Below are 24,588 nucleotides of genomic sequence, written 5' to 3'. Positions count from 1 at the left end.
GGGCACGACAACGATTTTACTTATGACGCAATAAGCAGGTTATTTCGTCGTTTAATCCGCGCTTCACTCCCGGGTAAGTTTGTCATCCTGTACTCAGAATTTCTGCCAGCTGAGGTGTGCTGTGTCTGAAGAGAGTAGCAGCGAGGACAAAACAGAATCGCCCACCCCCCACCGACTTGAGAAAGCGCGGGAAGAGGGGCAGATCCCGCGATCGCGCGAGCTGACATCGGTGCTGATGCTGCTGACCGGGCTGATGATCCTCTGGCTTGGCGGTTCCCACATGGCCACGCAGCTTGCCCGTATGGTGGCAACCGGTTTTCGCTTCGATCACGGTATGGTGAACGATGACAAAATTATTGTGGCGCATATCGGCAATCTGGTCATGCAGGCAGTGGTGGCGCTGCTGCCGCTGATGGGCGGGCTGGTAATTGTTGCCATGGCGGCCCCGATGGCGCTGGGCGGCATTCATATCAGCGGTAAGTCGATCAAACTCGATTTTAAGAAGCTCAACCCGCTGCCAGGCATAAAACGCCTCTTTTCCGGCCAGAGCGCGGCTGAACTGGTGAAGGCGATCCTCAAGGCGGTGCTGGTAGGGGTGGTAGCGGGCTGGTATCTCTGGAGCCACTGGCAGGAGATGCTGCGGCTGATCGCGGAATCGCCGGTTAACGCGCTGCACCATGGCCTGAGTATGGTCGCCACCAGCTGCGGGCTGGTGATGCTGGGTCTGTTTCCGATGGTCGGTTTTGATGTGTTCTGGCAGCTCTACAGCTATTTCAAAAAGCTGCGCATGACGCGTCAGGAGATCCGCGACGAACATAAACAGAATGAGGGCGATCCGCACGTGAAGGGGCGGATCCGCCAGGCGATGCGCGCGGCGGCCCGCCGCCGCATGATGGCTGATGTACCGAAAGCTGACGTGATTGTGACGAACCCGACGCACTACTCGGTGGCGCTGCAGTATCAGGAAGGCAAGATGAATGCGCCAAAAGTGGTGGCGAAAGGCGCAGGTGACATCGCGCTGCGCATTCGTGAAGTGGCAAAAGAGCACCGCGTGCCGATCCTTGAAGCGCCGCCGCTGGCGCGAGCGCTCTATCGGCATACTGAAATTGGTCAGTTTATCCCCGGTGCGCTGTACGCTGCCGTAGCGGAAGTGCTGGCCTGGGTCTGGCAGCTGCGGCGCTGGAAGCGCGAAGGCGGCCTGATCCCGACCAAACCTAAGCATCTGCCGGTCCCGGCAGAGATGGACTTTGCAGGAGAGAACAGAGACGATGGCTAATCTGGCCGAAAAGCTGCGTTTACCGGGCAGTTTTAAAGAGACGCAATGGCAGGTGCTGGCAGGACCGGTGCTGATAATGTTGATCCTGTCGATGATGGTGCTGCCGCTGCCCGCCTTCATTCTCGATCTGCTGTTTACCTTTAATATCGCACTATCGATCATGGTGCTGCTGGTGGCGATGTTCACCCAGCGCACCCTGGAGTTTGCGGCATTCCCCACCATACTGCTGTTCTCAACGCTATTACGCCTGGCGCTGAACGTCGCCTCCACCCGTATCATTCTGCTGGAAGGGCATACCGGGGCCGACGCAGCGGGCCGCGTCGTAGAAGCGTTTGGCCACTTTCTGGTCGGTGGTAACTTTGCCATCGGTATTGTGGTGTTTATCATTCTGGTGATCATCAACTTCATGGTCATCACCAAAGGCGCCGGACGTATTGCGGAAGTTGGCGCCCGCTTTGTACTGGATGGAATGCCCGGCAAGCAGATGGCGATTGATGCCGATCTTAACGCCGGTCTGATTGGCGAAGATGAGGCCAAGCGTCGCCGTTCCGAAGTGACGCAGGAGGCCGATTTCTACGGTTCAATGGATGGTGCCAGCAAGTTTGTGCGCGGGGATGCCGTCGCCGGTATTCTCATCATGGTGATCAACGTCATTGGCGGCCTGCTGGTGGGCGTTGTGCAGCATGGGATGGATGTTGGCCACGCCGGTGAGACCTATACGCTGCTGACTATCGGTGATGGCCTGGTGGCGCAGATCCCGGCGCTGGTGATCTCCACGGCAGCAGGCGTCATCGTCACCCGCGTCGCCACTGACCAGGATGTCGGTGAGCAGATGGTCGGGCAGCTGTTTAATAATCCACGCGTGCTGATGCTCAGCGCCGGGGTAATCGGCCTGCTTGGTCTGGTGCCCGGCATGCCTAACTTTGTCTTTCTGCTGTTTACCGGCGCGCTGCTCGGGCTTGCCTGGTGGCTGCGCGGCCGTGAGATGCAGCCGAAGAAGCAGCCTGAATCAGCCAGCCTGATGAAAACCCAGGAGACGCCCGCCACGGTTGAGGCCTCCTGGACCGACGTTCAGCTGGAGGATTCGCTGGGAATGGAAGTGGGCTATCGCCTCATTCCGATGGTTGACCATACCCAGAATGGCGAGCTGCTGGGCCGTATCCGCAGCATCCGTAAGAAAGTGGCACAGGAGGTTGGTTTTCTGCCGCCGGTGGTACATATCCGCGACAACATGGAGCTGCCGCCCGCACGCTATCGCATTCTGATGAAAGGCGTGGAGATTGGCAGCGGTGACGCCTACCCTGGCCGCTGGATGGCCATTAATCCCGGCACCGCAGCCGGCAGCCTGCCGGGCGAGCCTACCGTTGATCCGGCGTTTGGCCTGGCGGCGATCTGGATCGACAGCGCCCTGAAAGAGCAGGCGCAGATTCAGGGTTATACCGTGGTCGAGGCAAGCACCGTGGTGGCAACGCACCTCAACCACCTGATTGGACAGTACGCCAGCGAGCTGTTTGGCCGGCAGGAGGCGCAGCAGCTGCTGGATCGCGTTACTCAGGAGATGCCGAAGCTGACGGAAGATCTGGTGCCGGGGGTAATCAGCCTGACCACGCTGCATAAAGTGCTGCAGAACCTGCTTACCGAGCGGGTATCAATCAGGGATATGCGCACCATCATCGAAACGCTGGCGGAGCACGCGCCGGTGCAGAGCGACCCACAGGAGCTGACCAGCGTAGTACGCGTGGCGCTGGGGCGGGCGATCACCCAGCAGTGGTTCCCGGGCAGCGGAGAGGTGCAGGTTATTGGCCTGGATGCCATGCTGGAGCGTCTGCTGCTGCAGGCGCTGCAGGGCGGCGGTGGCCTGGAGCCAGGGCTGGCCGATCGTCTGCTGATGCAGGCACAGGCGGCGCTGCAGCAGCAGGAGATGAGCGGTGCGCCGCCGGTCCTGCTGGTGAACCATCCGCTGCGTGCGCTGCTGGCGCGCTTCCTGCGGCGTAACCTGCCGCAGCTGGTGGTACTTTCCAATCTGGAGCTGAGTGACAATCGCCAGATCCGCATGACCGCCACGATTGGAGGCAAATAATAATGCGGCGCTGCTATCCGTTAATGTTGCTGCTGCTGTTCACACCGCTGGCGGGCATAGCCGCTACCGGTGCGTGGAGCGCCAGCGTCAGCGGTCCCGGACTTGGGGCACGCGGCAGCTGGCTGTTATCGCCAGCGCTCAGGGCGCCTTCTGCGGCACCCGGCAACATCGCCGTGGTGAACTGGCGCTATCAGCTCAGCCGTCCGGCACCATCCGGGCTGGTGGTGCGCCTCTGCGCCAGCCAGCGCTGCGTGGAGCTGGATGGTGCCAGCGGATCCACGCGCGGTCTGGCGCTGATCCCGGCCGAAGAGCCGCTCTATCTGGCGTTTGGCTTTCAGGGGCAGGGAGCGCTGCCGCCGGGTCTGCGGGTGCTCAGCAGTGAAGTGACCGTAAACTATCGGTAATAACAAAAAACCCGCACAAGGCGGGTTTTTTATCAGCTGCTGTCATTACATCCGTTCGACGGTTTTAATCCCCAGCGTATCCAGCCCCTGTTTCAGGGTCTTCGCGGTGAGAGCCGCCAGCTGCAGGCGGCTGTTGCGTACAGACGCCTCTTCAGCCGCCAGAATCGGGCAGTGCTCATAGAAGCCGGAGAAGAGTCCGGCCAGGTCATACAGATAAGCACACATAACATGCGGCGTACCATCACGCGCAACCTGCGTGATCACCTCTTCAAACTGCAGCAGGCGCGTGGCCAGCAGCGCTTCGCGCTCATCCGTCAGCGTAATCTCACCGCTCAGGGTCTCTGCATCCAGACCCGCTTTACGGAACACCGACAGGACGCGGGTATAGGCATACTGCATATAAGGCGCGGTATTGCCCTCAAATGCCAGCATGTTGTCCCAGTCGAAAATGTAATCTGTGGTACGGCTCTTGGAGAGATCGGCATATTTAACCGCGCCGATGCCAACAATTTCCGCCAGATCGGCCAGTTCCTGCGGCGACATCTCCGGATTTTTAGCGCTGACCAGCGTGTGGGCACGTTCAACGGCTTCATCCAGCAGATCCGCCAGCTTAATGGTGCCACCGCTGCGGGTTTTAAACGGACGGCCATCTTTGCCCAGCATCATGCCGAAGGCGTGGTGCTCAAGCGGCACGGAGGCTGGCACGTAGCCCGCTTTACGTACGATGGTCCATGCCTGCTGCAGGTGCTGATGCTGGCGTGAGTCGATATAGTAGAGCACGCGATCGGCATGCAGCGTTTCATAGCGATATTTTGCGCAGGCGATATCGGTAGTGGTATAGAGATAGCCGCCATCCTTTTTCTGGATGATAACGCCCATCGGCTCGCCTTCCTTGTTTTTATACTCATCAAGGAAAACCACCGTCGCGCCTTCGCTGGTGACCGCCAGACCCTTTTCACGCAGGTCAGCGACAATGCCTGGCAGCATATCGTTGTAGAGGCTCTCTCCCATGACATCATTACGCGTCAGGGTGACATTCAGACGGTCATAGACCAGCTGATTCTGACTCATGGTGATATCAACCAGCTTTTTCCACATGGTGCGACAATACTCATCGCCGCCCTGCAGCTTGACGACATAACTGCGCGCGCGCGCGGCGAACGCTTCATCTTCATCGTAAGTACGCTTTGCTTCGCGATAAAATGCTTCCAGATCGGCGAGAGCAATATCAGCATGATCTTCATTCTGCTGCTTTTCCAGATAGGCGATAAGCATGCCAAACTGCGTACCCCAGTCGCCGACGTGGTTAGCCCGGATCACATTGTGACCCAGAAACTCCAGCGTCCGCACTGCCGCATCGCCGATGATGGTGGAGCGCACGTGGCCCACGTGCATCTCTTTCGCCACGTTAGGTGCCGAGTAGTCGATAACAATGGTTTGCGGTTCAGGTTTGCTGACGCCGAGATCGGGCTGCTGCAGCGCCTGCGCGGCCTGCTGTGCCAGCCACTGGCGATCGAGGAAAATATTGATAAAGCCAGGCCCTGCAATCTCGGTATGACTGGCAATGCCGGTCAGATCCAGATGCTTCACCACCTGTTCAGCCAGCTGACGCGGTGCCTGGCCCAGCCGTTTTGCCGCGCCCATGATGCCGTTCGCCTGATAATCACCAAACTGGACTTTAGCTGACTGACGAACCAGCGGTTCGCAATCGTCGGGCGCACCCGCTGCACGCATCGCCTGACTGACTTTATCGGAAAGAAGAGCCTGAATATTCACCGCGTTACCTTCATATGCTGAAAAGGCCCGTCAGCAGAGGACGAGCCGATACCATCATCCCGCGCTTGTGTCGGGACGGAAAAAAAGAGAGGGGAAGTATACGTGAAATGTTAGGATGCGTCAGCAACAGCAGTCGGCCCGGACTGGTCAGCTGACGGCAAAACCGCGCGCCGATTAACGGCGGCGCGGGTGACGACGAGGATTTTTGACGCTTTTGTCTTCACGCACCTTCCAGTGACGGGAAATGGCGAATCCCGTTAATGCAATGAGAACCGCGACAACAATGAGCATAGACATAGAGCCGTTCCTTGTGAGGTAGAAACTCAAATTTATAAGAAAGGGGGGTTATCTGCAATTCATTGGCGCCCAAATAAGAGTTATCTCATTGTGTAAAGATTCGTCAATCTAATCATAAGCTTAGCTTGTTTTTATAAAGTTAAGCCTGGCCCTGATTAGGCGAATAATCTGAATGTAAGCCTGTTTTTATCTGGTTTTGGCGGTTTTTATTGACTAAATCGGATGAATCCGAAGGTTTTGTCTGGCTGAAAAAGCTGGCATATTGATTTTAATGATTAATTTCACTGAACAGACGTTGAGGTTTCAGGTAATGAAGCTGGACTTTCCCCCGGAGTTAGACGATTTAACAGAAGATTTTTGCCGTTTTGAGCAGGCGCTGCAGGCTTTTGCTGCGCGACTCGGACTTTCACCGCAGGCACACGAGATTGATCATCTGGCCGTGCGCTGTCACCAGTTTGCTACCGCCGAACGCTGGAAGCGCGGCTTTTTGCAGATTGGTGAGCTCTTTTCAGAAGCGATGATTAACGGTCGACCGATCTGTCTGTTTAAACTCCGGCAGCCGGTCACGCTGGCAGGGCAGCAGATTGATGTGATTGAGCTGCCTTGGCCGGGCGCGAAGCTGTACCGGCACGAGGGCTGGGAACATATTGAGATCGTCCTGCGCGGTGAGCCGGAAACGCTGGGCATGCGCGCCATGGCGCTGCTCTCTGATGCGGCGTTGACACAGCCCGGCATCTCTTTTAAAACCAGCGCGCCGCAGGGCGAGAATGAACGCCTGCCTAATCCTGTGCTGGCCGTCACCGATGGTGAAACCACGATTAAATTTCACCCCTGGCGACTTGAAGAGATTGTCGCCAGCGAGCGCGATTAACGCCGGGCTTCCACCGCCTGCTTCAGGCGCGCTGCCGCTTCCTGCAGGGTGGCGCGCGTGCAGCCAAAATTGAAGCGGACAAAGCGGTCATCGCCAAAATCGCCTCCGGGCGAGAAGCCGAGCCCGTACTGCTCAAAATAGCGCGCCGGGTTTTCACTCTGCAGGCCGCTGGCGTCAATCCAGCCGAGATAGGTCGCGTCCGGCACGACCATATCGAGGCCGGGCAGGGCATCAATGCGGCTCGCCAGCCAGTCGCGGTTTGCGCGCAGATAGGCAATTTGCGCCTGCAGCCACGCATCACCCTCGCGCCACGCCGCCTCGGCGGCAACCAGCGCCAGAATATCCACGCCCGGCACGATCCCCTCACGCACCTGCTTAAAGCGCCGGCGCAACGTATCATCGGGAATAATGGCCATAGAGGCGCCCAGCCCGGCGATATTGAAACTTTTAGAGGGAGAGATAAGCGTTATGCTGCGCTGTGCGGCATCCTCACTCAGCGCGGCAAACGGCGTGTGCTGCACGCCCGGCGTAAGCACCAGATCGGCATGGATCTCATCTGAACAGACGATAAGATCGTGACGCTGCGCAAATGCGAGCTGGCGGGAGAGTTCATCGCGCCGGTATACCGTGCCGCCGGGGTTTTGCGGGTTGCACAGCATCAGCAGTCGCTCGTTGCCCGTCATCTCCGCCCGATCTATGTCCATGACCCAGCGATCTTTTGTCCGCTGCAGCGGCAGACTGAGCTGCGCGCGATCGGCCAGCCGGGAAGCGCCGCGAAACGGCGGATAGATGGGCGCAGGCGCCACGGTACGTTCTCCGGCTGCGGTAAAAGCACGCACGGCAATGTTAAGTCCGCTTACCACACCCGGCAATATCACTATCCATTCCGGCCTGATAATCCAGTCATAACGCTCCGCCATGCGCTGCACGGTAATCTCTGTCAGTCCGGCAGGCGTGACACCGTAACCAAATACGCCGTGTGCGACTCGTTTTTGAATGGCCTCAATAATACAGGGTGGCGAGCGAAAATCGGTATCTGCAATCCAGAGTGGCAGCACATCACGGTCACGATATTTGTGCCATTTAAGACTATCACTGTGACCGCGGTCTATCCGTTGATCAAAATCGAATACCATAGTGCGCTTTCCACGTAAAATGAGTGAGTAACAGACTAACCGAAGCTACCCCCTCTGAGCCAGCAGTCGTGATAAGGAGAAACCGATGACGAAACTGGAAATTTGTTGCTACGGCATTGATTGCGCAGTGACCGCCCAGCGCGCCGGTGCCGATCGCGTAGAGCTTTGCAGCGCCCCGCGCGAGGGCGGGCTGACGCCATCAGCGGGCATGCTGCAGGCCGCGCTGCGCGAGCTGACTATTCCGGTGCATCCCATCATCCGGCCGCGCGGCGGCGATTTTTGCTACTCCCGTCTGGAGTTTGACATCATGAAATCGGATATCGCGCAGATACGCGAATGGGGCTTTCCCGGCGTCGTCGTGGGCGTTCTGGATGAAGATGCGCATATCGATGTGCCGCGTATGCAGCAGATTATGCAACTGTGCGATGGCCTGGCCGTGACCTTTCACCGGGCGTTTGATCTGTGCCACAGCCCCAGGCGGGCGCTGGAGGTGCTGACCGATCTGGGTGTCGCGCGCATTCTGACGTCAGGCCAGCAGCAGAGTGCAGAAACAGGAATTGCACTACTCAGGGAACTTAATCAATTAAGCACGGGTCCAATCATTATGGCCGGTGCTGGTGTACGCCTGAGTAATCTGCAGAAGTTTCTGGATTGCGGCTTGCAGGAGGTCCACAGCTCAGCCAGTCGCGCCATCGCTTCCCCTATGCGCTATCGCAAAGCGGGTGTTTCGATGTGCGCCGAAGCAGAAACCGATGAATTCAGCCGTTCCTGCGTTGATGGTGACGTAATAGAAGCCATGAAAAGCATGATGCAGATGAACGTTAACCGGGTCGCCTGATCCGCTATCGATTTTGCCGCACAGCACGCCACCAACCCTGACGTGATGTTTGCAAGTACCACGCCCCAGTCATTTGCTGGGGTTTTTTTTATGCCGTTAAAAACGCGCAGGTGAGCCGGCTGCCGGCAAACATAGCCTGTTCTGCGGTTGATTCAGCCCCTTGTATATTCGCTATACCCGGCATAATTTTCCTCTCCGCCCGCCATCTGCATAGCGATTTGCCGGAAAAGGTGCTTTGCTTAACAGATGGCTCCATGCGGATAACCCTATGAAATGCCACCTTTGTGCAACGCTGTTGCTGACATATTTAGCTGCCTGCCCGACGCAGGCGGCCACCGCTCCCTGTCCGCCGCTCAGCCATAACATCAGCAGCAGCAATCTCTGGATCCTGCTGGGCGGCGCGGCAAAAGGCGCGGTGCGGCAGGTTATTGCCGGGGAGTTTGGTAAAGACGTTGACTCCCAGAAACGCGTGCTGGGCCAGTTTGACCGCTGCGGCGACCTGATGGTGGCTGATATCAGCTACGATAAGCGCGAAGGGAATATTGTGCTGAGCATGGAGCAGCATATTGCCCGCGTACAGCGCGGCTGGGTAGCGGAGTACGCCTGGCGGGTTACCGCGATTAAGTCGGGGCGTGAAGAAGTGGTGGATCAGCGACAGGGTACGCTGAGCTGGCGCAAAGGGCCGCAGGGAAACATCATCAGCGCCACCGATAAATTCGTGAATATGGGCAGTGAGGGTTCTGCAGCGATCGCCTATCATTACGACCCGCGATTACGGGTGCAGAAGAGCGTCACGCGCGGCAGCGATAAACAGAATAACGGTGAAAACCGCTGGCGCTGGAATGCGCAGGATCGGGTGGTTGAGACGCAAAGCGCGCGCAGCCGGGAGATCTGGCGTTATGATAAGCAGTGGCGCGAGCTGGGATTAAGCGGGCTGGCGACCACGCCGGTCAGCACGCTGCACTCTACGGACACCTGTCAGCTCTGGGATGAAGCCGGCAACTGTACGCTGAGTTTTCTGCACGAAAAAGAGATGTTTGCCAAAGGCACTATCGAGCGTCATCTTACTTCCGCCTATAAATATCAGTACTGGGATCGGTCAGCAGATGAGCAGTAGCAGGATAATACCTGACGCGCCGCGATGCCGTCGCGGCGCGTATTTTCAGGGCTTGCGGGCAACCAGTACGGCGCGCAGCGGCGCGGGGTAACCCTCAACCGTTTTGCTGCTATCGGCCGGATCGAGAAACTCTGCCAGCGACTCGCTGGTCATCCAGCTGGTGCGACGCTGCTCTTCCACGGACGTGACCGCATAGTCGGCAATGCGTACATCAACAAAACCGCACTTCTCCAGCCAGCCTTTCAGCGCTGCCGCTGACGGAATAAAGTAGACGTTGCGCATCTGCGCATAGCGCTCACCCGGTACCAGGACGGCATGTTCATCGCCCTCAATCACCAGCGTTTCCAGCACCAGCTCACCCTCGCTCACCAGCTGATTTTTCAGCTGCAGCAGATGATCGAGCGGTGAACGGCGGTGGTAGAGCACGCCCATTGAGAATACGGTATCAAACGCCTGCAGCGCGGGCAGCTGTTCAATGCCGAGCGGCAGCAGATGCGCGCGGCGATCGTCACCCAGCAGCTTACGTACCGCTTCGAACTGGCAGAGAAACAGCTGCATCGGGTCGATGCCCACCACCATCTGCGCGCCAGCGCCCAGCATACGCCACATGTGATAGCCGCTGCCGCAGCCAACGTCCAGAATCGTCCGCCCGGCGAGCGGAGAGATATGGGGTAACACCCGATCCCATTTCCAGTCAGAGCGCCATTCCGTGTCGATCTCCGTGCCGTAAAGCGCATAGGGGCCTTTACGCCACGGCATCAGATTACGCAGCAGCTTTTCAATACCGGCGCGCTGGCGATCGGTCAGATCGTCACGCTGCGCGCTGACGCTGTGCACCAGATCCAGCGTTTGCGGCGTCAGCAGCGGCAGATACTCCACCGCTTTTTCCCAGTTGCGAAAATGTCCGTGCAGATTGTCACGCTGCCAGGCCGCGATTTGCGCCGGCAGAACTTCCAGCCAGCTCGCCAGCGGGCCGGTGGCGATTTGCTGATAAAAACGGCCAAAGTCGATCATTTCAGCGCCACCAGTGAACCAAAGTTGAAGCACTGGAACCAGAGTTCTGCATGAGCAAAGCCCGCCGCTTTAAGGCGGGCTTTGTGCGTTTCCACGCTGTCGGTCAGCATGACATTCTCCAGCATGCTGCGCTTCTGGCTAATCTCCAGTTCGCTGTAGCCGTTGGCACGCTTGAAATCGTGATGCATGTTAAACAGCAGTTCGCCCACCTCAGCATCTTCAAAGCTGAACTTTTCTGACAGCACCAGGGCGCCGCCGGGATTCAGGCCGCGGGCAATTTTTTCCAGCAGCGCAATGCGGGCGTCAGGCGCCAGAAACTGCAGCGTAAAGTTGAGCACCACCAGCGAAGCGTTCTCAATTTCGATATCGCGGATATCAGCCTCCAGCACCTGTACCGGCGTATCGGCACGAAAGGCGTCGATATGGCGGCGGCAGCGCTCAACCATCGCCGGCGAATTATCCACGGCAATAATCTGGCAGCCGGGTACGCGGATATTGCGGCGCACCGAAAGAGTGGCGGCCCCCAGTGAACACCCGAGGTCATACACCTGGCTGTCGGGCTGTACAAAGCGTTCTGCCAGCATACCAATCATTGAAATGATGTTGGAGTAGCCGGGCACCGAGCGCTGAATCATATCGGGGAAGACTTCAGCCACGCGCTCGTCAAAGGTCCAGTCACCCAGCTTATCGATAGGTGCGGAAAATAGCGTATCGCGGTCAGACATAATGGAAAATCCGAAGAGAAAAACGGAAAGGGCGCTATTCTGGCAGAAAGTCGCCTCTGCTGCACCCGTTTCCCTGCTCAGAACAGCGCGCTCTGCTGCGGCCACGCTGGCAGGTCGCGCAGGCCGGGTTCCAGCGCCTGCAGCTGTGGCCAGAGCGCCTGTACCAGCGGAAACACCTCTCCCATATCCGGCGTATGAATAAACAGCAGCGGATCGCTCTCTGTCTGCCACGCTGCCAGCTTGCTGCGCCACGGCGGAAAGAGGGCTTCGCTCTCTGCCACGCTATCGCTGCCGATAAACCGGACCATCGGCTGAGTGCCGGTGCGCACCGCATGTGGCGGCACGCGCGGTTTTTTCGCCCGCGCGTCGATAGCGGCAGCCGATTGTGAGGCAGAAGCGTGCACCGGCCGGCTGTCGAGTACCACCCGGTTAACGCCGCGCGCGTGCAGGCCACGGTTTAGCTGGCGCTCCGCCTCGCCACGGGCAAAAAATGCCTGATGACGCACTTCAACGCCATAGCTGAAGCTGCGCGGCAGGCTATCCAGAAAGCGCCACAAATCGTCAAGCTGTGCCGGTGAAAAACTGGCGGGCAGCTGCAGCCAGTATTGCCCCAGGCGCGTGCTGAGCGGATCCAGCAGGCGAAAAAAATCGCTGACTAAATCATCACAATTACGCAGAGCAGCCTGATGAGAGATGGTTGCGGGAAATTTAAAGCAGAAGCGGAAATCGTCATGCGTCATGTCGCGCCAGCGCTGCACCACCTCAGGTTTTGGCAGCGCATACAGCGTTGTATTCCCTTCTACGCAGCTAAACAGACGCGCATAATCCTCCAGCGTGTGCAGACCAAACTGTTTCCACTGCGGGTGATGCCATTGTGGTAGACCAATACGAAGCGTCAAAACGGACTCCGGATGCCGGTTGTAAGAGAAAGCGGGCAGAGGATAACGCATAAATGCCGATGAATTAGCTGCTTTGCAGCAGCTCTACTTATCCTGCCTGGCTTTTTCCATTATAATAGCTGCCTTTTTTGCGGCAGCATCTTCAGAGGTTACGCGCCCTGATGCTGCCTGGCAGCAGCGGCGAAGTTAAAAGGATACGTTATGCGTACAGAATATTGCGGACAGCTCAACCTGTCTCATGTGGGTCAGCAAGTTACTCTCTGCGGCTGGGTTAATCGCCGTCGCGATCTCGGCAGCCTGATTTTTATCGATATGCGTGACCGCGAAGGGATCGCTCAGGTGTTTTTTGATGCCGATTATCAGGAGGCTTTCCAGCTGGCGTCTGAGCTGCGCAACGAATTCTGCATCCAGATCACCGGTACGGTGCGCGCGCGTGAAGAGAAAAACCGCAACAGCGATATGGCGACCGGCGATATCGAAGTGTTTGCCCACGCGCTGACCATCATTAATCGCGCGGAGCCGCTGCCGCTGGACTCCAACCAGGTCAATAGCGAAGAAGCGCGTCTGACCTATCGTTACCTCGATCTGCGTCGCCCGGAGATGGCACAGCGCCTGAAAACGCGCGCCAGAATTACCAGCTTTGTTCGCCGCTTTATGGACAGTGAAGGTTTCCTGGATATTGAAACGCCGATGCTGACCAAAGCAACGCCGGAAGGCGCGCGCGACTATCTGGTGCCAAGCCGCGTGCATAAAGGCAAGTTCTATGCGCTGCCGCAGTCGCCACAGCTGTTTAAGCAGCTGCTGATGATGTCCGGCTTCGATCGCTACTATCAGATTGTAAAATGCTTCCGCGATGAAGATCTGCGGGCCGATCGCCAGCCTGAATTTACGCAAATCGACGTTGAAACCTCCTTTATGAGCGCGGAAGAGGTGCGGGAGAAGATGGAGCGCCTGATCCGCGAGCTCTGGCTTGAGATCAAAGGCGTTGATCTGGGTGATTTCCCGCTGATGACGTTTGCAGAAGCGATGAACCGCTACGGCTCTGATAAACCCGATCTGCGTAATCCGATGGAACTGGTGGACGTTGCCGATCTGCTGAAAGACGTAGAGTTTAAGGTGTTCTCTGGTCCGGCGAACGACGCCAAAGGACGGGTTGCTGCGCTGCGCGTGCCGGGCGGTGCGACGCTGACGCGTAAGCAGATTGATGAATATACGAAGTTTGTTGAGATTTATGGTGCACGTGGCCTGGCATGGATGAAAATCAACGCCCGCGCCAGTGGCGCTGAAGGCGTGCAAAGTCCGGTGGCTAAATTCCTGACGCCTGAGATCGTGGAAGCGATTCTGGATCGCACCGGCGCGCAGGATGGCGATCTGATCTTCTTTGGCGCCGATCGCGCTAAAGTTGTGGCGGATGCGCTGGGTGCACTGCGCCTGAAAGCTGGCCGCGACCTGAAGATCACCGACGAGAAAGCCTGGGCACCGCTCTGGGTCATCGACTTTCCGATGTTTGAAGAGGATGACGAAGGCGGTCTGGCAGCGATGCACCATCCGTTTACCTCACCTAAGTCGCTTACGGCGGAGCAGCTGGCAGCCGAGCCGACGCAGGCAGTGGCTAATGCCTACGATATGGTGATCAACGGCTACGAAGTGGGCGGCGGCTCTGTGCGTATCCACAACGGGACGATGCAGCAGACCGTGTTCAGCATTCTCGGCATTACGGCTGAAGAACAGCAGGAGAAGTTTGGCTTCCTGCTGAACGCGCTCAAATATGGTACGCCGCCGCACGCCGGTCTGGCGTTTGGCCTTGATCGTCTGACTATGCTGCTCACCGGCACCGATAATATTCGTGACGTGATCGCTTTCCCGAAAACCACGGCGGCAGCCTGTATGATGACGGAAGCACCAAGCCTGGCAAATCCAGCTGCGCTGAGCGATCTGGGCATTCAGATTGTCGCGAAGAAAGAAAAGCCAGAGCAGCAGTAATGGGCTTTAAACATCCGGTATCGGTGCTGGTGGTGATCTTTGCGCGAGATACCGGCCGGGTGTTGATGCTGCAGCGGCGCGACGATCACGGCTTCTGGCAGTCGGTCACCGGCAGTCTGGAGCCGGGTGAAACGCCGGCTCAGGCTGCAGCACGCGAAGTGGCGGAAGAGCTGGCGATCGATATCTGTGGCGAAGGGCTGCAGCTTGAAGATTGCCAGCGGCAGATTGAATTTGAGATCTTCCCTCATTTTCGTCACCGCTATGCACCAGGCATAACGCACAATCGCGAGCACTGGTTCCGGCTGGCGCTGCCGGCTGAACGGATGCCGCTGCTGAGTGAGCACCTGGCTGCCCGCTGGCTGATCGCTGAAGAGGCTGCGGCGTTAACCAAATCCTGGAGCAATCGCCAGGCGATTGAAGAGTTTATCTGAGCGAGCGCCGCCGCGTGTTTTCCGGTGGCAACCAGGGTAAATTCCACACATTCGACGAAGCGTATTCCCTTCGTCCAACTATCGTGTGCTGTTTTATCAAACCGCACCGCTAACATTGAGCAGTCAGGCGTTATCGGCGCAGCGCAATTGTTCATCGTCAGCGCCACCACCGCCGCGCAGATCTCTGCGTGCGGATGGCGTGGATGCTGCCGGGGATAAGAGCGCAGGCAAGATAGCCTGCACCCTGTAAAAGATCGGAGAAAATGTAAGATGGCTGGTCACAGTAAATGGGCGAACACAAAACATCGTAAGGCGGCGCAGGACGCCAAGCGCGGCAAGATCTTTACTAAAATCATTCGCGAGCTGGTCACTGCCGCGAAGCTGGGCGGCGGCGATGCAGGTTCTAACCCGCGTCTGCGCGCAGCGATGGATAAAGCGCTCTCAAATAACATGACGCGCGACACCATGAACCGCGCCATTGCACGCGGCGTCGGCGGCGAAGATGATTCCAATATGGAAACCATCATTTATGAAGGCTACGGTCCGGGCGGCTCTGCGGTAATGATCGAATGCCTGAGTGACAACCGTAACCGTACCGTCGGAGAAGTGCGCCACGCCTTCACCAAAACCGGCGGTAATCTGGGCACTGACGGCTCTGTCTCCTATCTCTTCAGCAAAAAAGGAGTGATCTCCTTTGCTCCGGGTCAGGATGAAGATGCGGTGATGGAAGCAGCACTGGAAGCGGGTGCGGAAGATGTGGTGAGCTATGATGACGGTGCCATCGATGTCTTCACAGCGTGGGAAGAGCTGGGCAACGTGCGTGATACGCTGGAAGCGGGCGGTCTGAAAGCTGACAGCGCTGAAGTCTCCATGATCCCGTCAACCAAAGCGGAACTGGATGCAGAAACGGCACCAAAACTGCTGCGGCTGATCGATATGCTGGAAGATTGCGACGACGTGCAGGAGGTTTATCACAACGGTGAGATCTCTGACGAGGTGGCGGAAACGCTGTAATGGCGTGGTTATTTTTCCGGCAACCGGAGGCGTGCTGTGGCGATTATTCTCGGGATTGACCCCGGCTCGCGCATTACCGGCTACGGCGTTATCCGTCAGACCGGCCGTCAGCTGAGCTACCTGGGCAGCGGCTGTATCCGCACCAACGTGACCGATTTACCGGGACGCCTGAAGCTGATTTATGCCGGCGTCTGCGAAATCATCACGCAGTTTTCGCCTGACTACTTTGCGATTGAGCAGGTGTTTATGGCGAAAAATGCGGATTCGGCACTGAAACTTGGCCAGGCTCGCGGCGCAGCGATTGTGGCCGCGGTCAATGCCGATTTGCCGGTGTTTGAATATGCGGCGCGGCAGGTCAAACAGACGGTTACCGGAACCGGCGGGGCGGAGAAGAGCCAGGTGCAGCATATGGTCCGCACGCTGCTGAAACTGCCGGCCAACCCGCAGGCGGATGCGGCAGATGCGCTGGCTATCGCCATCACCCACTGCCACGTTAGCCAGAATGCGGCGCGCATGAGCGACAGCAAACTGGTGATGACGCGCGGGCGGCTGCGCTCGGGTTAAGCTGCCATCAGACGCGCTAACAGGCTGGATATGCATCCAGCCTTTTTTATGTTATACATAGCCGCTATCACACCGCCAGCGGCTGCGCTGGTCACAGGGAATACCCTGCACCGCTTACTCACAGATTAAGGAATTGCTCAGGTGATTGGTCGTTTACGAGGCAACATTCTGGAAAAACAGCCGCCGCTGGTGCTGCTTGAAGCGCACGGCGTCGGTTATGAAGTGCATATGCCAATGACCTGCTTCTACGAGCTGCCGGAGATCGCCCAGGAGGCGGTCATTTTCACCCATTTCGTGGTGCGTGAAGATGCCCAGCTGCTGTTTGGTTTCAACAGCAAACAGGAGCGCGCGCTCTTTCGCGAGCTGATCAAAGTCAACGGCGTTGGCCCCAAGCTGGCGCTGGCGATCCTATCGGGCATGTCAGCGCAGCAGTTTGTGACCGCTGTTGAGCGTGAAGAGGTCGCCTCGCTGGTGAAGCTGCCGGGTGTCGGCAAAAAAACCGCTGAGCGCCTGGTGGTTGAGATGAAAGATCGCTTTAAAGGCATGCATGGCGACCTCTTTGGCGGCGACTCAGCCTTCACGCTGACGACCCCAGCGGTCGCGCCGGAGAGCAACGACGCTGAAGCAGAAGCGGCGGCTGCACTGGTGGCACTGGGATATAAACCGCAGGAAGCCAGCCGCATGATCAGCAAAGTGGGCAAACCTGACGCAGACTGCGAAACCCTGATCCGCGAAGCGCTGCGTGCAGCTATCTGAGGTAACACATGATTGAAGCCGATCGCCTGGTCTCGGGCAGTTCATATAATGAAGAAGAGAGCCTGGATCGTGCTATTCGCCCGAAGCTGCTCGCGGAGTATGTCGGTCAGCCGCAGGTGCGCGAACAGATGGAGATCTTTATCCAGGCGGCAAAGCTGCGCGGCGATGCACTTGACCATCTGCTGATTTTCGGCCCGCCTGGGCTGGGGAAAACCACACTGGCGAATATCGTGGCGAATGAGATGGGCGTTAATCTGCGCACGACGTCAGGGCCGGTGCTGGAGAAAGCGGGCGATCTGGCGGCGATGCTCACCAATCTCGAACCGCACGACGTCCTGTTTATTGATGAGATCCACCGTCTCTCCCCGGTAGTGGAAGAGGTGCTCTATCCGGCAATGGAAGATTATCAGCTGGATATCATGATCGGTGAGGGGCCGGCCGCCCGCTCAATCAAGCTCGATCTGCCGCCGTTTACCCTGATTGGCGCGACGACGCGCGCCGGGTCGCTGACCTCCCCGCTGCGCGATCGTTTCGGCATTGTCCAGCGGCTTGAGTTCTATAACGTGCCGGATCTGCAGCACATTGTCAGCCGCAGCGCGGCCTGTCTCGGTCTGACGCTGAGTGAAGAGGGCGCGCTGGAAGTGGCCCGTCGCGCACGCGGCACCCCGCGTATCGCTAATCGCCTGCTGCGCCGCGTGCGTGATTTTGCCGATGTCCGTGCCGCAGGCAACATGAGCGGTGACGTGGCGGCCAGCGCGCTGGATATGCTGAATGTCGATACGCAGGGTTTTGATTACATGGACCGCAAGCTGCTGCTGGCGATTATCGATAAGTTTATGGGTGGCCCGGTAGGGCTGGATAACCTGGCGGCAGCAATAGGCGAAGAGCGCGAAACGATCGAGGATGTTATAGAGCCTTTCCTGATCCAGCAGGGATTTATTCAGCGTACGCCGCGCGGCCGTATGGCAACGCAGCACGCTTACCGGCACTTTGATATCGTGCGCGAAGAGTAGGGTGCAGCACGCAGGCAGACAAAAAACGGGCACCTCAGGTGCCCGTTTTGCATGGCTGAACGGATAACTCAGACAGCCGGTTTTTTTATCATGCTGAGTATAAACAGCACGGCGGCGCAGAGCACCACAGAAGGTCCGGCAGGGGTATCATAGGTGGCGGAGAACGTCAGGCCACCGGTCACGGCGATCAGTCCGGCGAGCGTTGCATAGCCCGCCATCTGTTCCGGAGAGCGCGAAAAGCGGCGCGCCGTTGCGGCAGGGATAATCAGCAGTGAGGTAATAATCAGCGCGCCGACAAACTTCATTGCGACGCCAATCGTCAGGGCGGTCACCAGCATCAGCATCAGCCGGGTACGCTGAATATTCACGCCGTCAACCTGCGCCAGCTCCGGACTGATGGTCATAGAGAGCAGGGCGCGCCACTGCCACGCCATTACCACCAGTACAATGGCAACGCCGCCGCCCATCAGCCAGAGATCGTCTGGCGTAATCGCCAGCAGGTCACCAAACAGGTAGGCCATAAGATCAACGCGGACTCCCTGCATCAGGCTGACCACCACCAGACCAAGTGAAAGCGCGCTGTGCGCCATAATCCCTAACAGCGTATCAATGGCCAGATGCGGGCGACGTTCCAGCCATACCAGGCCGAGCGCCAGACAGATTGTCACCAGGATAACCGCGTAGTAAGGGTTAACGTTCAGCAGCAGGCCAAAAGCCACGCCCAGCAGCGAGGCGTGCGCCAGGGTATCGCCAAAGTAGGACATGCGGCGCCAGACCACAAATGAGCCGAGCGGTCCGGCCGCCAGCGCCAGCAGCGCGCCGCCGAGCCAGCCGGGAAGTAATAATTCAATCATGACGGGCTGTTTCCTTTGCGTAAAACGATACGTCCCTGTAGGTCGTGACGATGGTTATGCTGATGCCGGTAAATGGCCAGCTGCTGTGCGCCGCGCGGACCAAACATGGCGATAAACTCAGGATGCTGCGACACCGCTTCCGGCGTACCGGAACAGCAAATATGGTGGTTAAGGCACAGCACTTCGTCGGTTTTCGCCATCACCAGATGCAGATCGTGTGAGACCATCAGCACGCCGCAGTTAAGTTCGCGTCGCAGCTGATCGATTAAATCGTAAAGCGCCACCTGACCGTTTACATCAACGCCCTGGGTTGGTTCATCCAGCACCAGCAGCTGCGGCTGGTTCAGCAGGGCGCGCGCCAGCAATACGCGCTGCGTTTCACCACCGGAGAGTTTCTGCAGCGGCGCCTGCAGCAGATGCCCGGCCTGTACGCGCTTCAGCGCCGGCAGGATATCGGCACGCCTGCTGCCGCCTGTCAGACGCATAAAGCGTTCTACGGTAACCGGCAGCGTGGGATCGATATGCAATTTTTGCGGCACGTAGCCAATACGCAGACCCGGCGCGCGCTGTACGCTGCCGCGGTCCGGCGTCAGCAGACCTAAAACCGTTCGCACCAGCGTTGACTTGCCGGCGCCGTTAGGGCCCAGCAGGGTCAGAATTTTACCAGGCTGAAGCGTCAGCGAGATACCTGCCAGCACACGGCGCTGGGCAAAGGTCACTGAAATATCGTCAAGTGTAACAAGTGAAGACATATAATTTACGGGTTGCATTGAAATTAGAATGTTATAATATCACATTCCATCACCCAGTCACGATGGAATGACGCATTATGTTACACAATAAGCAGCGCCTGTTTTTTAACCTTTCTGCCACTGCCATTTTAGCCGCGCTTGCGCTTCCGGCCCACTCAGCGGTCGTCACGTCAATCAAACCGTTAGGATTTATCGCAGCTGCGATTTCAGAAGGCATTACGCCGGTTGAAGTATTGCTGCCGGATGGCGCCTCGGAACACGATTACGCACTCCGTCCTTCTGATGTAAAACGCATTAAAAACGCGGACTTAGTCATCTGGGTCGGGCCTGAAATGGAGGCTTTCCTGACCAAACCTGCCGCCGCTCTGCCCGCCAGCAGGAACCTGGAAATCGCCGCGCTGCCGGCGGTGAAATCTCAGCTGATTCGGGGCGGAGAAGATGAGGATGAGCACGAAGAAGGGCACGCCTCAGATAAGTCCGAAGATCAGGACTCCTCTCATACTCACCATCATCATGGTGAATATAACATGCATCTGTGGATGTCACCGAAGATTGCACAAGAATCCGCTGTTGCAATCCACGGAAAATTATTGGAACTTATGCCCGAAAGCAAAGCCAAACTTGACGCCAATCTGCAGCAGTTTGAAGCAGCACTGGCCGAGACGGACAAACACATTGGCGCGCAGCTTGCGCCGGTGCGGAACAAGGGTTATTTCGTTTTTCACGACGCGTATAGCTATTTTGAGAAACACTACGGTTTGTCCCCCGCGGGGCATTTTACCGTCAATCCTGAAATCCAGCCTGGCGTTCAGCGTTTACATCAAATACGAACACAGTTGGTTGAGCAAAAAGCCGTATGCGTTTTTGCTGAGCCACAATTCAGGCCGGCGGTCATCGATGCCGTGTCACGTGGCACCAGCGTACGCAAAGGCACGCTGGATCCATTAGGCATGGGGATCAGCTTAACCAAAGACAGTTATGTGAAATTCCTCTCACAGCTGTCGAGCCAGTATGCGAGCTGCCTGAATGGAGCATAGAGGAAAAGATAAAAGTGCAGCAGATAGCCCGCTCTGTCGCCCTCGCATTTAATAATTTGCCGCGCCCCCACCGCGTTATGCTGGGGTCATTAACCGTTGTCACACTGGCCGTCGCTGTCTGGCGGCCGTATGTCTATCATCCCCATGACGTTGCGCCGATTGTCAAAGAGATTGCGCTGGATAAAAACGCATTGCGCACTCTGCTGCCGGAAGCCAGCGAGCCTATCGATCAAACCACGGCCGAACCTGAAGAGGATTTGCCGGCGGACGATATCGACAAAGATGTGCCTGACAATCCCGATCAGCATGACTACACCATTTCATCTGGCGATACATTAAGCAGCGCGCTGAATCAGTATGGCATCGATCTCAGCGACATCAATGCGCTGGTCGCCAGTGATAAAGCGCTGCGCAATCTGCAGGTGGGCCAGCAGCTGAGCTGGACGCTGGATGCAGAAGGGCAGCTGCAGGCGTTTAGCTGGGAAATCAACCGCCGTGAAACCCGTACCTATGCGCGTCAGCCAAATGGCAGCTTCAGCATGCAGCAGGAGATGCAAAAAGGCGAATGGCAAAACAGCGTGCTGAAAGGGGAAGTGCGCGGCAGCTTTGCTGCCAGTGCGCAGCGTGCCGGTCTGAGCAGCGCTGAAACCAGCAACGTCATTAAAGCGATGCAGTGGCAGATGGATTTTCGCAAACTGCGTTCGGGCGATGAGTTCAGCGTGCTGATGTCGCGCGAGATGCTGGATGGCAAAAGTGCCCAGAGCCAGCTGCTGGGCGTGCGCGTGCGCAGCGGCGGCAAAGATTACTACGCCTTCCGCGCGGAAGATGGCAAGTTCTACGATCGCAGCGGTTCGGGTCTGGCGCGGGGCTTTATGCGCTTTCCAACGGTTAAGCAGTATCGCGTCTCTTCAAACTTTAACCCGCGCCGCCTCAACCCGGTAACCGGGCGCATCTCACCGCATAAAGGCGTCGACTTTGCGCTGCCGGTGGGGACACCGGTGCTGGCCGTCGGCGATGGCGAAGTGGTGGTGGCTAAAAATGGCGGGGCTGCGGGCAACTACGTGGCGATTCGTCACGGCCGTCAGTATATGACGCGCTATATGCACCTGAGCCGTGCGCTGGTAAAGCCGGGGCAGAAAGTTAAACGCGGCGATCGCATCGCGCTCTCGGGTAATACCGGGCGCTCAACCGGTCCTCACCTGCATTACGAGGTGTGGATTAATAATCAGGCTGTTAACCCGCTGACGGCGAAAATGCCGCGTATGGAAGGGCTGACCGGGAAAGATCGCAGTACCTACCTTGCACAGGTTAAAACCTGGCTGCCGCAGCTGGCGCTGTAAAAGTCCGGTGGCGAATAAACGTAAAACCGACGATTAATTCGTCGGTTTTTTGCTTTCAGGCGCGTGAAGATTGCAAAAATAGCTGCCGTCACTATTATTGAGCCGTCATTGTCAGAGGCGAGTGCATGGAAACCCGAAAAAAAAATAACAGCGAGTTTATTCCCGTTTTTCAACGTTCTTTTTTAAAACCTAAATACTGGGGAAGCTGGCTGGCGGTTGGTGCGCTGGCGGGCATGGCAATGCTGCCGCCACGCCTGCGCGATCCGGTCCTTGGTAGCTTAGGCACCTTTGCCGGTAAGCTGGCAAAAAGTGCGCGGCGTCGTGCGCTGATCAATCTCTATTACTGCTTGCCGGAACTGAGTGAAGCGCAGCGCGAAGAGATTGCTGACCGCATGTTTGCTACCGCGCCGCAGGCGATGGCGATGATGGCAGAACTCGGCATGCGCAACCCGGAGCGGGTGCGCCAGCGGGTAGAGTGGCACGGCCGTGAAATTATTACTGACTTACAGAATAACAATGAGAATGTGATCTTCCTGGTGCCGCACGGCTGGGGCGTGGATATTCCCGCCATGCTGCTGGCGTCGGAAGGGCAGAAGATGGCAGCGATGTTTCACAATCAGAGCGATCCGCTAATGGATTATCTGTGGAACACCGTACGTCGCCGGTTTGGTGGCCGTATGCATGCGCGCAACGACGGGATTAAGCCCTTTATCGCCTCAGTGCGTCAGGGCTACTACGGCTACTATCTGCCGGATCAGGATCACGGTGCTGAGCACAGCGAGTTTGTCGATTTCTTTGCAACCTACAAGGCTACGCTGCCGGCAGTGGGACGACTGATGAAAGTCTGCCGGGCGCGGGTAGTGCCGCTGTTTCCGGTATACAACAGTAAAACGCACCGCCTAGAGATCTACGTGCGGCCGCCGATGGACGATCTGGTGGATGCGGATGACACCAGGCTGGCACGCCGTATGAATGAAGAAGTGGAGATTTTTGTGCGGCCGCATCCGGAGCAATACACCTGGATCCTGAAGCTGCTGAAAACGCGTAAAGAGGGGGATATCGAGCCTTACCGGCGTAAAGATCTCTATCCGCGTAAGTAATTCTGTATGCTGCCGCTACCCGCAGTGCGTAGCGGCAGCGCACGGTTATACGACCTCTTCGACCCTGCTCAGTCGTCTGCGCTCACGCAGAAACAGCGTAACCAGCACAAACCACAGCAGACCCGCAGCAAAATTCAGCGTACTGAACCACGGCGTACCGCCGTGAAAATAGCCCGCTTTAGCCAGCTCAATGCCCGCTGCCAGCGTCAGGATGCTGATCATTCCCAGCATGGCGGCAATACTGCCTTTGCCTTCACTGCTGGCGTAAAGCGTCAGGCGATAGAGACCGGCATTCACCATGCCAGCCCCGAACGCGTAGAGACTGAGTCCGGCGGTTAACAGCAGGTAGGTGTGGCTGTTCATCAGGTTGGCAATCAGCGCTATGCCGAGTCCGATTAAGATGGGCCAGGCGGCCAGTTTTACCGGCTGTTCAATCGGTACGCGGCCTGCCAGTTTGCCCAGCGTCAGATTGCCGGCAATCATAGCCAGAAACACCGGCAGCTGGAGCAGGGCATAATGCATGCGCGACAGGCCCTCATCGTGCATGAGGATCACCGGAGACAGCGCCACCCACGTCAGAATGGGAATAAACACCAGGCCGATAGCAAAGGAACCGTACATCACCTGTTTATCGCGCGCCAGCCGGCCATAGCCGCGCGCCAGCACCGGCAGCGCTACGGAGCGACTGCGATCGCCTGCCGTTTCCGGCATGATGCGCCACAGTAAAATAAACGCTATCACGCTGCAGATCGCAAACAGCCAGAACATACTGCGCCAGCTGCCTGCGGTAAGCCATGCCGCCCCGGCCAGCGGACCGGCCAGCGGCGCCAGCAGCGCCACATTCGCCATCAGAGCCATTACCCGCACCGCGAGCGCCTCTTCAAACGCTTCCTGCACCGCCGCATAGCTGACGGCGCCAATAAAGCAGAGGCTGATGCCCTGAACAAAGCGCAGCGTGACAAACTGCTCAATTGTGCTGACCCAGGTGGTAAGGATGCAGGCCAGCACAAAAAACAGGATGCCGGAAAGCAATACCGGACGCCGGCCATACTTATCTGATAGCGGGCCCAGCAGCCACTGCAGCACCACGCCGCCCATCAGATAGGCAGTCAGAGAGGTGGAGACCCACTGCGGGCCGACGGCAAACTCCTGCGTGACCAGCAGCATGCCGGGCTGGATCATGTCATGAGCGATATAAGTAGCGAACTCAAACAGGACCAGCGCCAGTGGAAACAGCAGCGTACGTCCGGTTAAGCGGACAATAGGTTGGTAGCGGGCCATCAAGCCTCCCTGAAAATGCAAAATAAAACG

Annotated in this window: 24 protein-coding genes; 15 read left to right on the top strand and 9 right to left on the bottom strand. The window is 57.6% G+C overall.

Features of this window, described 5'->3' with window-relative positions:
- Positions 1-121: 121 nt before the first annotated feature.
- Genes flhB through C1Y41_RS06500 form a run of 3 tightly spaced genes read left to right on the top strand, consistent with a single transcriptional unit; the run spans position 122 to position 3,760 of the window.
- Positions 122-1,276 carry a flagellar biosynthesis protein FlhB gene (gene flhB, locus C1Y41_RS06510; protein WP_039384913.1) on the top strand — a complete coding sequence of 385 codons (1,155 nt, stop codon included), beginning with the start codon at positions 122-124 and terminating at the stop codon, positions 1,274-1,276.
- Positions 1,269-3,356: a flagellar biosynthesis protein FlhA gene (gene flhA, locus C1Y41_RS06505; protein ID WP_039384912.1), complete on the top strand. Its 2,088-nt coding sequence runs from the start codon at positions 1,269-1,271 to the stop codon at positions 3,354-3,356. Before flhB ends, flhA begins: the two co-directional genes overlap by 8 nt.
- 2 nt (positions 3,357-3,358) lie before the next feature.
- A complete protein-coding gene (locus C1Y41_RS06500) occupies positions 3,359-3,760 on the top strand; it encodes a flagellar protein FlhE (RefSeq protein ID WP_071668897.1) in 402 nt (133 codons plus the stop codon).
- Between the two features lie 45 nt (positions 3,761-3,805).
- Here the strand turns inward: C1Y41_RS06500 and argS are convergent, their stop codons facing one another.
- Both argS and C1Y41_RS20335 read right to left on the bottom strand, forming a co-directional pair.
- Complete coding sequence (argS, locus tag C1Y41_RS06495) at positions 3,806-5,536, bottom strand: arginine--tRNA ligase (protein WP_104085103.1); 1,731 nt, start codon at positions 5,534-5,536, stop codon at positions 3,806-3,808.
- A gap of 174 nt (positions 5,537-5,710) precedes the next feature.
- On the bottom strand, positions 5,711-5,833 hold the full coding sequence (locus C1Y41_RS20335; RefSeq protein WP_255402039.1) for a hypothetical protein: 123 nt from the start codon (positions 5,831-5,833) through the stop codon (positions 5,711-5,713).
- A gap of 310 nt (positions 5,834-6,143) precedes the next feature.
- Here C1Y41_RS20335 and C1Y41_RS06490 point away from each other — a divergent pair, with 310 nt between their 5' ends.
- A complete protein-coding gene (locus C1Y41_RS06490) occupies positions 6,144-6,704 on the top strand; it encodes a VOC family protein (RefSeq protein ID WP_094111062.1) in 561 nt (186 codons plus the stop codon).
- On the opposite strand, the gene C1Y41_RS06485 is transcribed toward C1Y41_RS06490, so the two are convergent.
- Entirely contained in the window at positions 6,701-7,840 is a 1,140-nt protein-coding gene (locus C1Y41_RS06485) for a MalY/PatB family protein (protein ID WP_104085102.1), read from the bottom strand. The two genes, C1Y41_RS06490 and C1Y41_RS06485, sit on opposite strands and share 4 nt — an antisense overlap.
- Before the next feature lie 85 nt (positions 7,841-7,925).
- On the opposite strand from C1Y41_RS06485, the gene cutC reads away from it, so the two are divergent.
- On the top strand, positions 7,926-8,678 hold the full coding sequence (cutC, locus tag C1Y41_RS06480) for a copper homeostasis protein CutC (protein ID WP_071668894.1): 753 nt from the start codon (positions 7,926-7,928) through the stop codon (positions 8,676-8,678).
- Positions 8,679-8,946: 268 nt separating this feature from the next.
- Positions 8,947-9,795 (top strand): hypothetical protein, encoded by an 849-nt coding sequence (locus tag C1Y41_RS06475; protein WP_104085101.1) that lies wholly within the window; start codon positions 8,947-8,949, stop codon positions 9,793-9,795.
- 45 nt (positions 9,796-9,840) lie between these two features.
- On the opposite strand, the gene cmoB is transcribed toward C1Y41_RS06475, so the two are convergent.
- From cmoB to C1Y41_RS06460, 3 genes are all read right to left on the bottom strand, one after another.
- On the bottom strand, positions 9,841-10,809 hold the full coding sequence (cmoB, locus tag C1Y41_RS06470; protein WP_039384896.1) for a tRNA 5-methoxyuridine(34)/uridine 5-oxyacetic acid(34) synthase CmoB: 969 nt from the start codon (positions 10,807-10,809) through the stop codon (positions 9,841-9,843).
- The gene (cmoA, locus tag C1Y41_RS06465) at positions 10,806-11,534 is read right to left on the bottom strand and encodes a carboxy-S-adenosyl-L-methionine synthase CmoA (RefSeq protein WP_039385978.1); all 729 of its coding nucleotides are present in this window, start codon (positions 11,532-11,534) and stop codon (positions 10,806-10,808) included. Before cmoA ends, cmoB begins: the two co-directional genes overlap by 4 nt.
- Before the next feature lie 77 nt (positions 11,535-11,611).
- Entirely contained in the window at positions 11,612-12,433 is an 822-nt protein-coding gene (locus tag C1Y41_RS06460) for a DUF72 domain-containing protein (RefSeq protein WP_071668892.1), read from the bottom strand.
- Positions 12,434-12,634: 201 nt separating this feature from the next.
- Between C1Y41_RS06460 and aspS the strand changes: the two genes are divergently transcribed.
- From aspS to ruvB, 6 genes are all read left to right on the top strand, one after another.
- The gene (gene aspS, locus C1Y41_RS06455) at positions 12,635-14,416 is read left to right on the top strand and encodes an aspartate--tRNA ligase (protein ID WP_039384894.1); all 1,782 of its coding nucleotides are present in this window, start codon (positions 12,635-12,637) and stop codon (positions 14,414-14,416) included.
- Positions 14,416-14,847: a dihydroneopterin triphosphate diphosphatase gene (gene nudB, locus C1Y41_RS06450; RefSeq protein WP_039384893.1), complete on the top strand. Its 432-nt coding sequence runs from the start codon at positions 14,416-14,418 to the stop codon at positions 14,845-14,847. The genes aspS and nudB overlap by 1 nt, the downstream gene beginning before the upstream one ends.
- A 270-nt stretch (positions 14,848-15,117) precedes the next feature.
- Positions 15,118-15,861 (top strand): YebC/PmpR family DNA-binding transcriptional regulator, encoded by a 744-nt coding sequence (locus tag C1Y41_RS06445; protein ID WP_039384891.1) that lies wholly within the window; start codon positions 15,118-15,120, stop codon positions 15,859-15,861.
- A gap of 36 nt (positions 15,862-15,897) precedes the next feature.
- Positions 15,898-16,425, top strand: a complete 528-nt coding sequence (gene ruvC, locus C1Y41_RS06440) for a crossover junction endodeoxyribonuclease RuvC (protein ID WP_039384890.1) — start codon at positions 15,898-15,900, stop codon at positions 16,423-16,425.
- 141 nt (positions 16,426-16,566) lie between these two features.
- Complete coding sequence (gene ruvA / locus C1Y41_RS06435) at positions 16,567-17,181, top strand: Holliday junction branch migration protein RuvA (protein WP_039384888.1); 615 nt, start codon at positions 16,567-16,569, stop codon at positions 17,179-17,181.
- A gap of 8 nt (positions 17,182-17,189) precedes the next feature.
- Positions 17,190-18,194 carry a Holliday junction branch migration DNA helicase RuvB gene (gene ruvB, locus C1Y41_RS06430; protein WP_065649104.1) on the top strand — a complete coding sequence of 335 codons (1,005 nt, stop codon included), beginning with the start codon at positions 17,190-17,192 and terminating at the stop codon, positions 18,192-18,194.
- 68 nt (positions 18,195-18,262) lie between these two features.
- On the opposite strand, the gene znuB is transcribed toward ruvB, so the two are convergent.
- Both znuB and znuC read right to left on the bottom strand, forming a co-directional pair.
- Entirely contained in the window at positions 18,263-19,048 is a 786-nt protein-coding gene (gene znuB, locus C1Y41_RS06425) for a zinc ABC transporter permease subunit ZnuB (RefSeq protein ID WP_071668887.1), read from the bottom strand.
- Positions 19,045-19,800, bottom strand: a complete 756-nt coding sequence (gene znuC / locus C1Y41_RS06420) for a zinc ABC transporter ATP-binding protein ZnuC (RefSeq protein WP_039385977.1) — start codon at positions 19,798-19,800, stop codon at positions 19,045-19,047. The genes znuB and znuC overlap by 4 nt, the downstream gene beginning before the upstream one ends.
- Positions 19,801-19,877: 77 nt before the next feature.
- Here znuC and znuA point away from each other — a divergent pair, with 77 nt between their 5' ends.
- From znuA to lpxM, 3 genes are all read left to right on the top strand, one after another.
- The gene (znuA, locus tag C1Y41_RS06415) at positions 19,878-20,837 is read left to right on the top strand and encodes a zinc ABC transporter substrate-binding protein ZnuA (RefSeq protein WP_104085100.1); all 960 of its coding nucleotides are present in this window, start codon (positions 19,878-19,880) and stop codon (positions 20,835-20,837) included.
- Positions 20,838-20,851: 14 nt separating this feature from the next.
- Positions 20,852-22,177, top strand: a complete 1,326-nt coding sequence (mepM, locus tag C1Y41_RS06410; RefSeq protein WP_071668885.1) for a murein DD-endopeptidase MepM — start codon at positions 20,852-20,854, stop codon at positions 22,175-22,177.
- A gap of 125 nt (positions 22,178-22,302) precedes the next feature.
- Positions 22,303-23,277: a lauroyl-Kdo(2)-lipid IV(A) myristoyltransferase gene (lpxM, locus tag C1Y41_RS06405; RefSeq protein ID WP_039384875.1), complete on the top strand. Its 975-nt coding sequence runs from the start codon at positions 22,303-22,305 to the stop codon at positions 23,275-23,277.
- Between the two features lie 45 nt (positions 23,278-23,322).
- On the opposite strand, the gene C1Y41_RS06400 is transcribed toward lpxM, so the two are convergent.
- Positions 23,323-24,558: an MFS transporter gene (locus tag C1Y41_RS06400; RefSeq protein ID WP_104085099.1), complete on the bottom strand. Its 1,236-nt coding sequence runs from the start codon at positions 24,556-24,558 to the stop codon at positions 23,323-23,325.
- Positions 24,559-24,588 lie beyond the last annotated feature (30 nt).

This window comes from Pantoea sp. ICBG 1758, from assembly GCF_002928325.1.
GTDB lineage: Bacteria > Pseudomonadota > Gammaproteobacteria > Enterobacterales > Enterobacteriaceae > Pantoea > Pantoea eucrina.
This window is presented reverse-complemented; position numbering and strand designations above follow the sequence as displayed.

Coding starts and splice junctions, on each gene's coding strand:
- cmoA (WP_039385978.1), bottom strand. CDS start 11,534: ATGTCTGACCGCGATACGCTATTTTCCGCACCTATCGATAAGCTGGGT.
- znuB (WP_071668887.1), bottom strand. CDS start 19,048: ATGATTGAATTATTACTTCCCGGCTGGCTCGGCGGCGCGCTGCTGGCG.
- C1Y41_RS06500 (WP_071668897.1), top strand. CDS start 3,359: ATGCGGCGCTGCTATCCGTTAATGTTGCTGCTGCTGTTCACACCGCTG.
- C1Y41_RS06485 (WP_104085102.1), bottom strand. CDS start 7,840: ATGGTATTCGATTTTGATCAACGGATAGACCGCGGTCACAGTGATAGT.
- C1Y41_RS06475 (WP_104085101.1), top strand. CDS start 8,947: ATGAAATGCCACCTTTGTGCAACGCTGTTGCTGACATATTTAGCTGCC.
- flhA (WP_039384912.1), top strand. CDS start 1,269: ATGGCTAATCTGGCCGAAAAGCTGCGTTTACCGGGCAGTTTTAAAGAG.
- C1Y41_RS20335 (WP_255402039.1), bottom strand. CDS start 5,833: ATGTCTATGCTCATTGTTGTCGCGGTTCTCATTGCATTAACGGGATTC.
- cutC (WP_071668894.1), top strand. CDS start 7,926: ATGACGAAACTGGAAATTTGTTGCTACGGCATTGATTGCGCAGTGACC.
- lpxM (WP_039384875.1), top strand. CDS start 22,303: ATGGAAACCCGAAAAAAAAATAACAGCGAGTTTATTCCCGTTTTTCAA.
- C1Y41_RS06400 (WP_104085099.1), bottom strand. CDS start 24,558: ATGGCCCGCTACCAACCTATTGTCCGCTTAACCGGACGTACGCTGCTG.
- nudB (WP_039384893.1), top strand. CDS start 14,416: ATGGGCTTTAAACATCCGGTATCGGTGCTGGTGGTGATCTTTGCGCGA.
- znuA (WP_104085100.1), top strand. CDS start 19,878: ATGTTACACAATAAGCAGCGCCTGTTTTTTAACCTTTCTGCCACTGCC.
- C1Y41_RS06445 (WP_039384891.1), top strand. CDS start 15,118: ATGGCTGGTCACAGTAAATGGGCGAACACAAAACATCGTAAGGCGGCG.
- C1Y41_RS06490 (WP_094111062.1), top strand. CDS start 6,144: ATGAAGCTGGACTTTCCCCCGGAGTTAGACGATTTAACAGAAGATTTT.
- cmoB (WP_039384896.1), bottom strand. CDS start 10,809: ATGATCGACTTTGGCCGTTTTTATCAGCAAATCGCCACCGGCCCGCTG.
- znuC (WP_039385977.1), bottom strand. CDS start 19,800: ATGTCTTCACTTGTTACACTTGACGATATTTCAGTGACCTTTGCCCAG.
- ruvB (WP_065649104.1), top strand. CDS start 17,190: ATGATTGAAGCCGATCGCCTGGTCTCGGGCAGTTCATATAATGAAGAA.
- aspS (WP_039384894.1), top strand. CDS start 12,635: ATGCGTACAGAATATTGCGGACAGCTCAACCTGTCTCATGTGGGTCAG.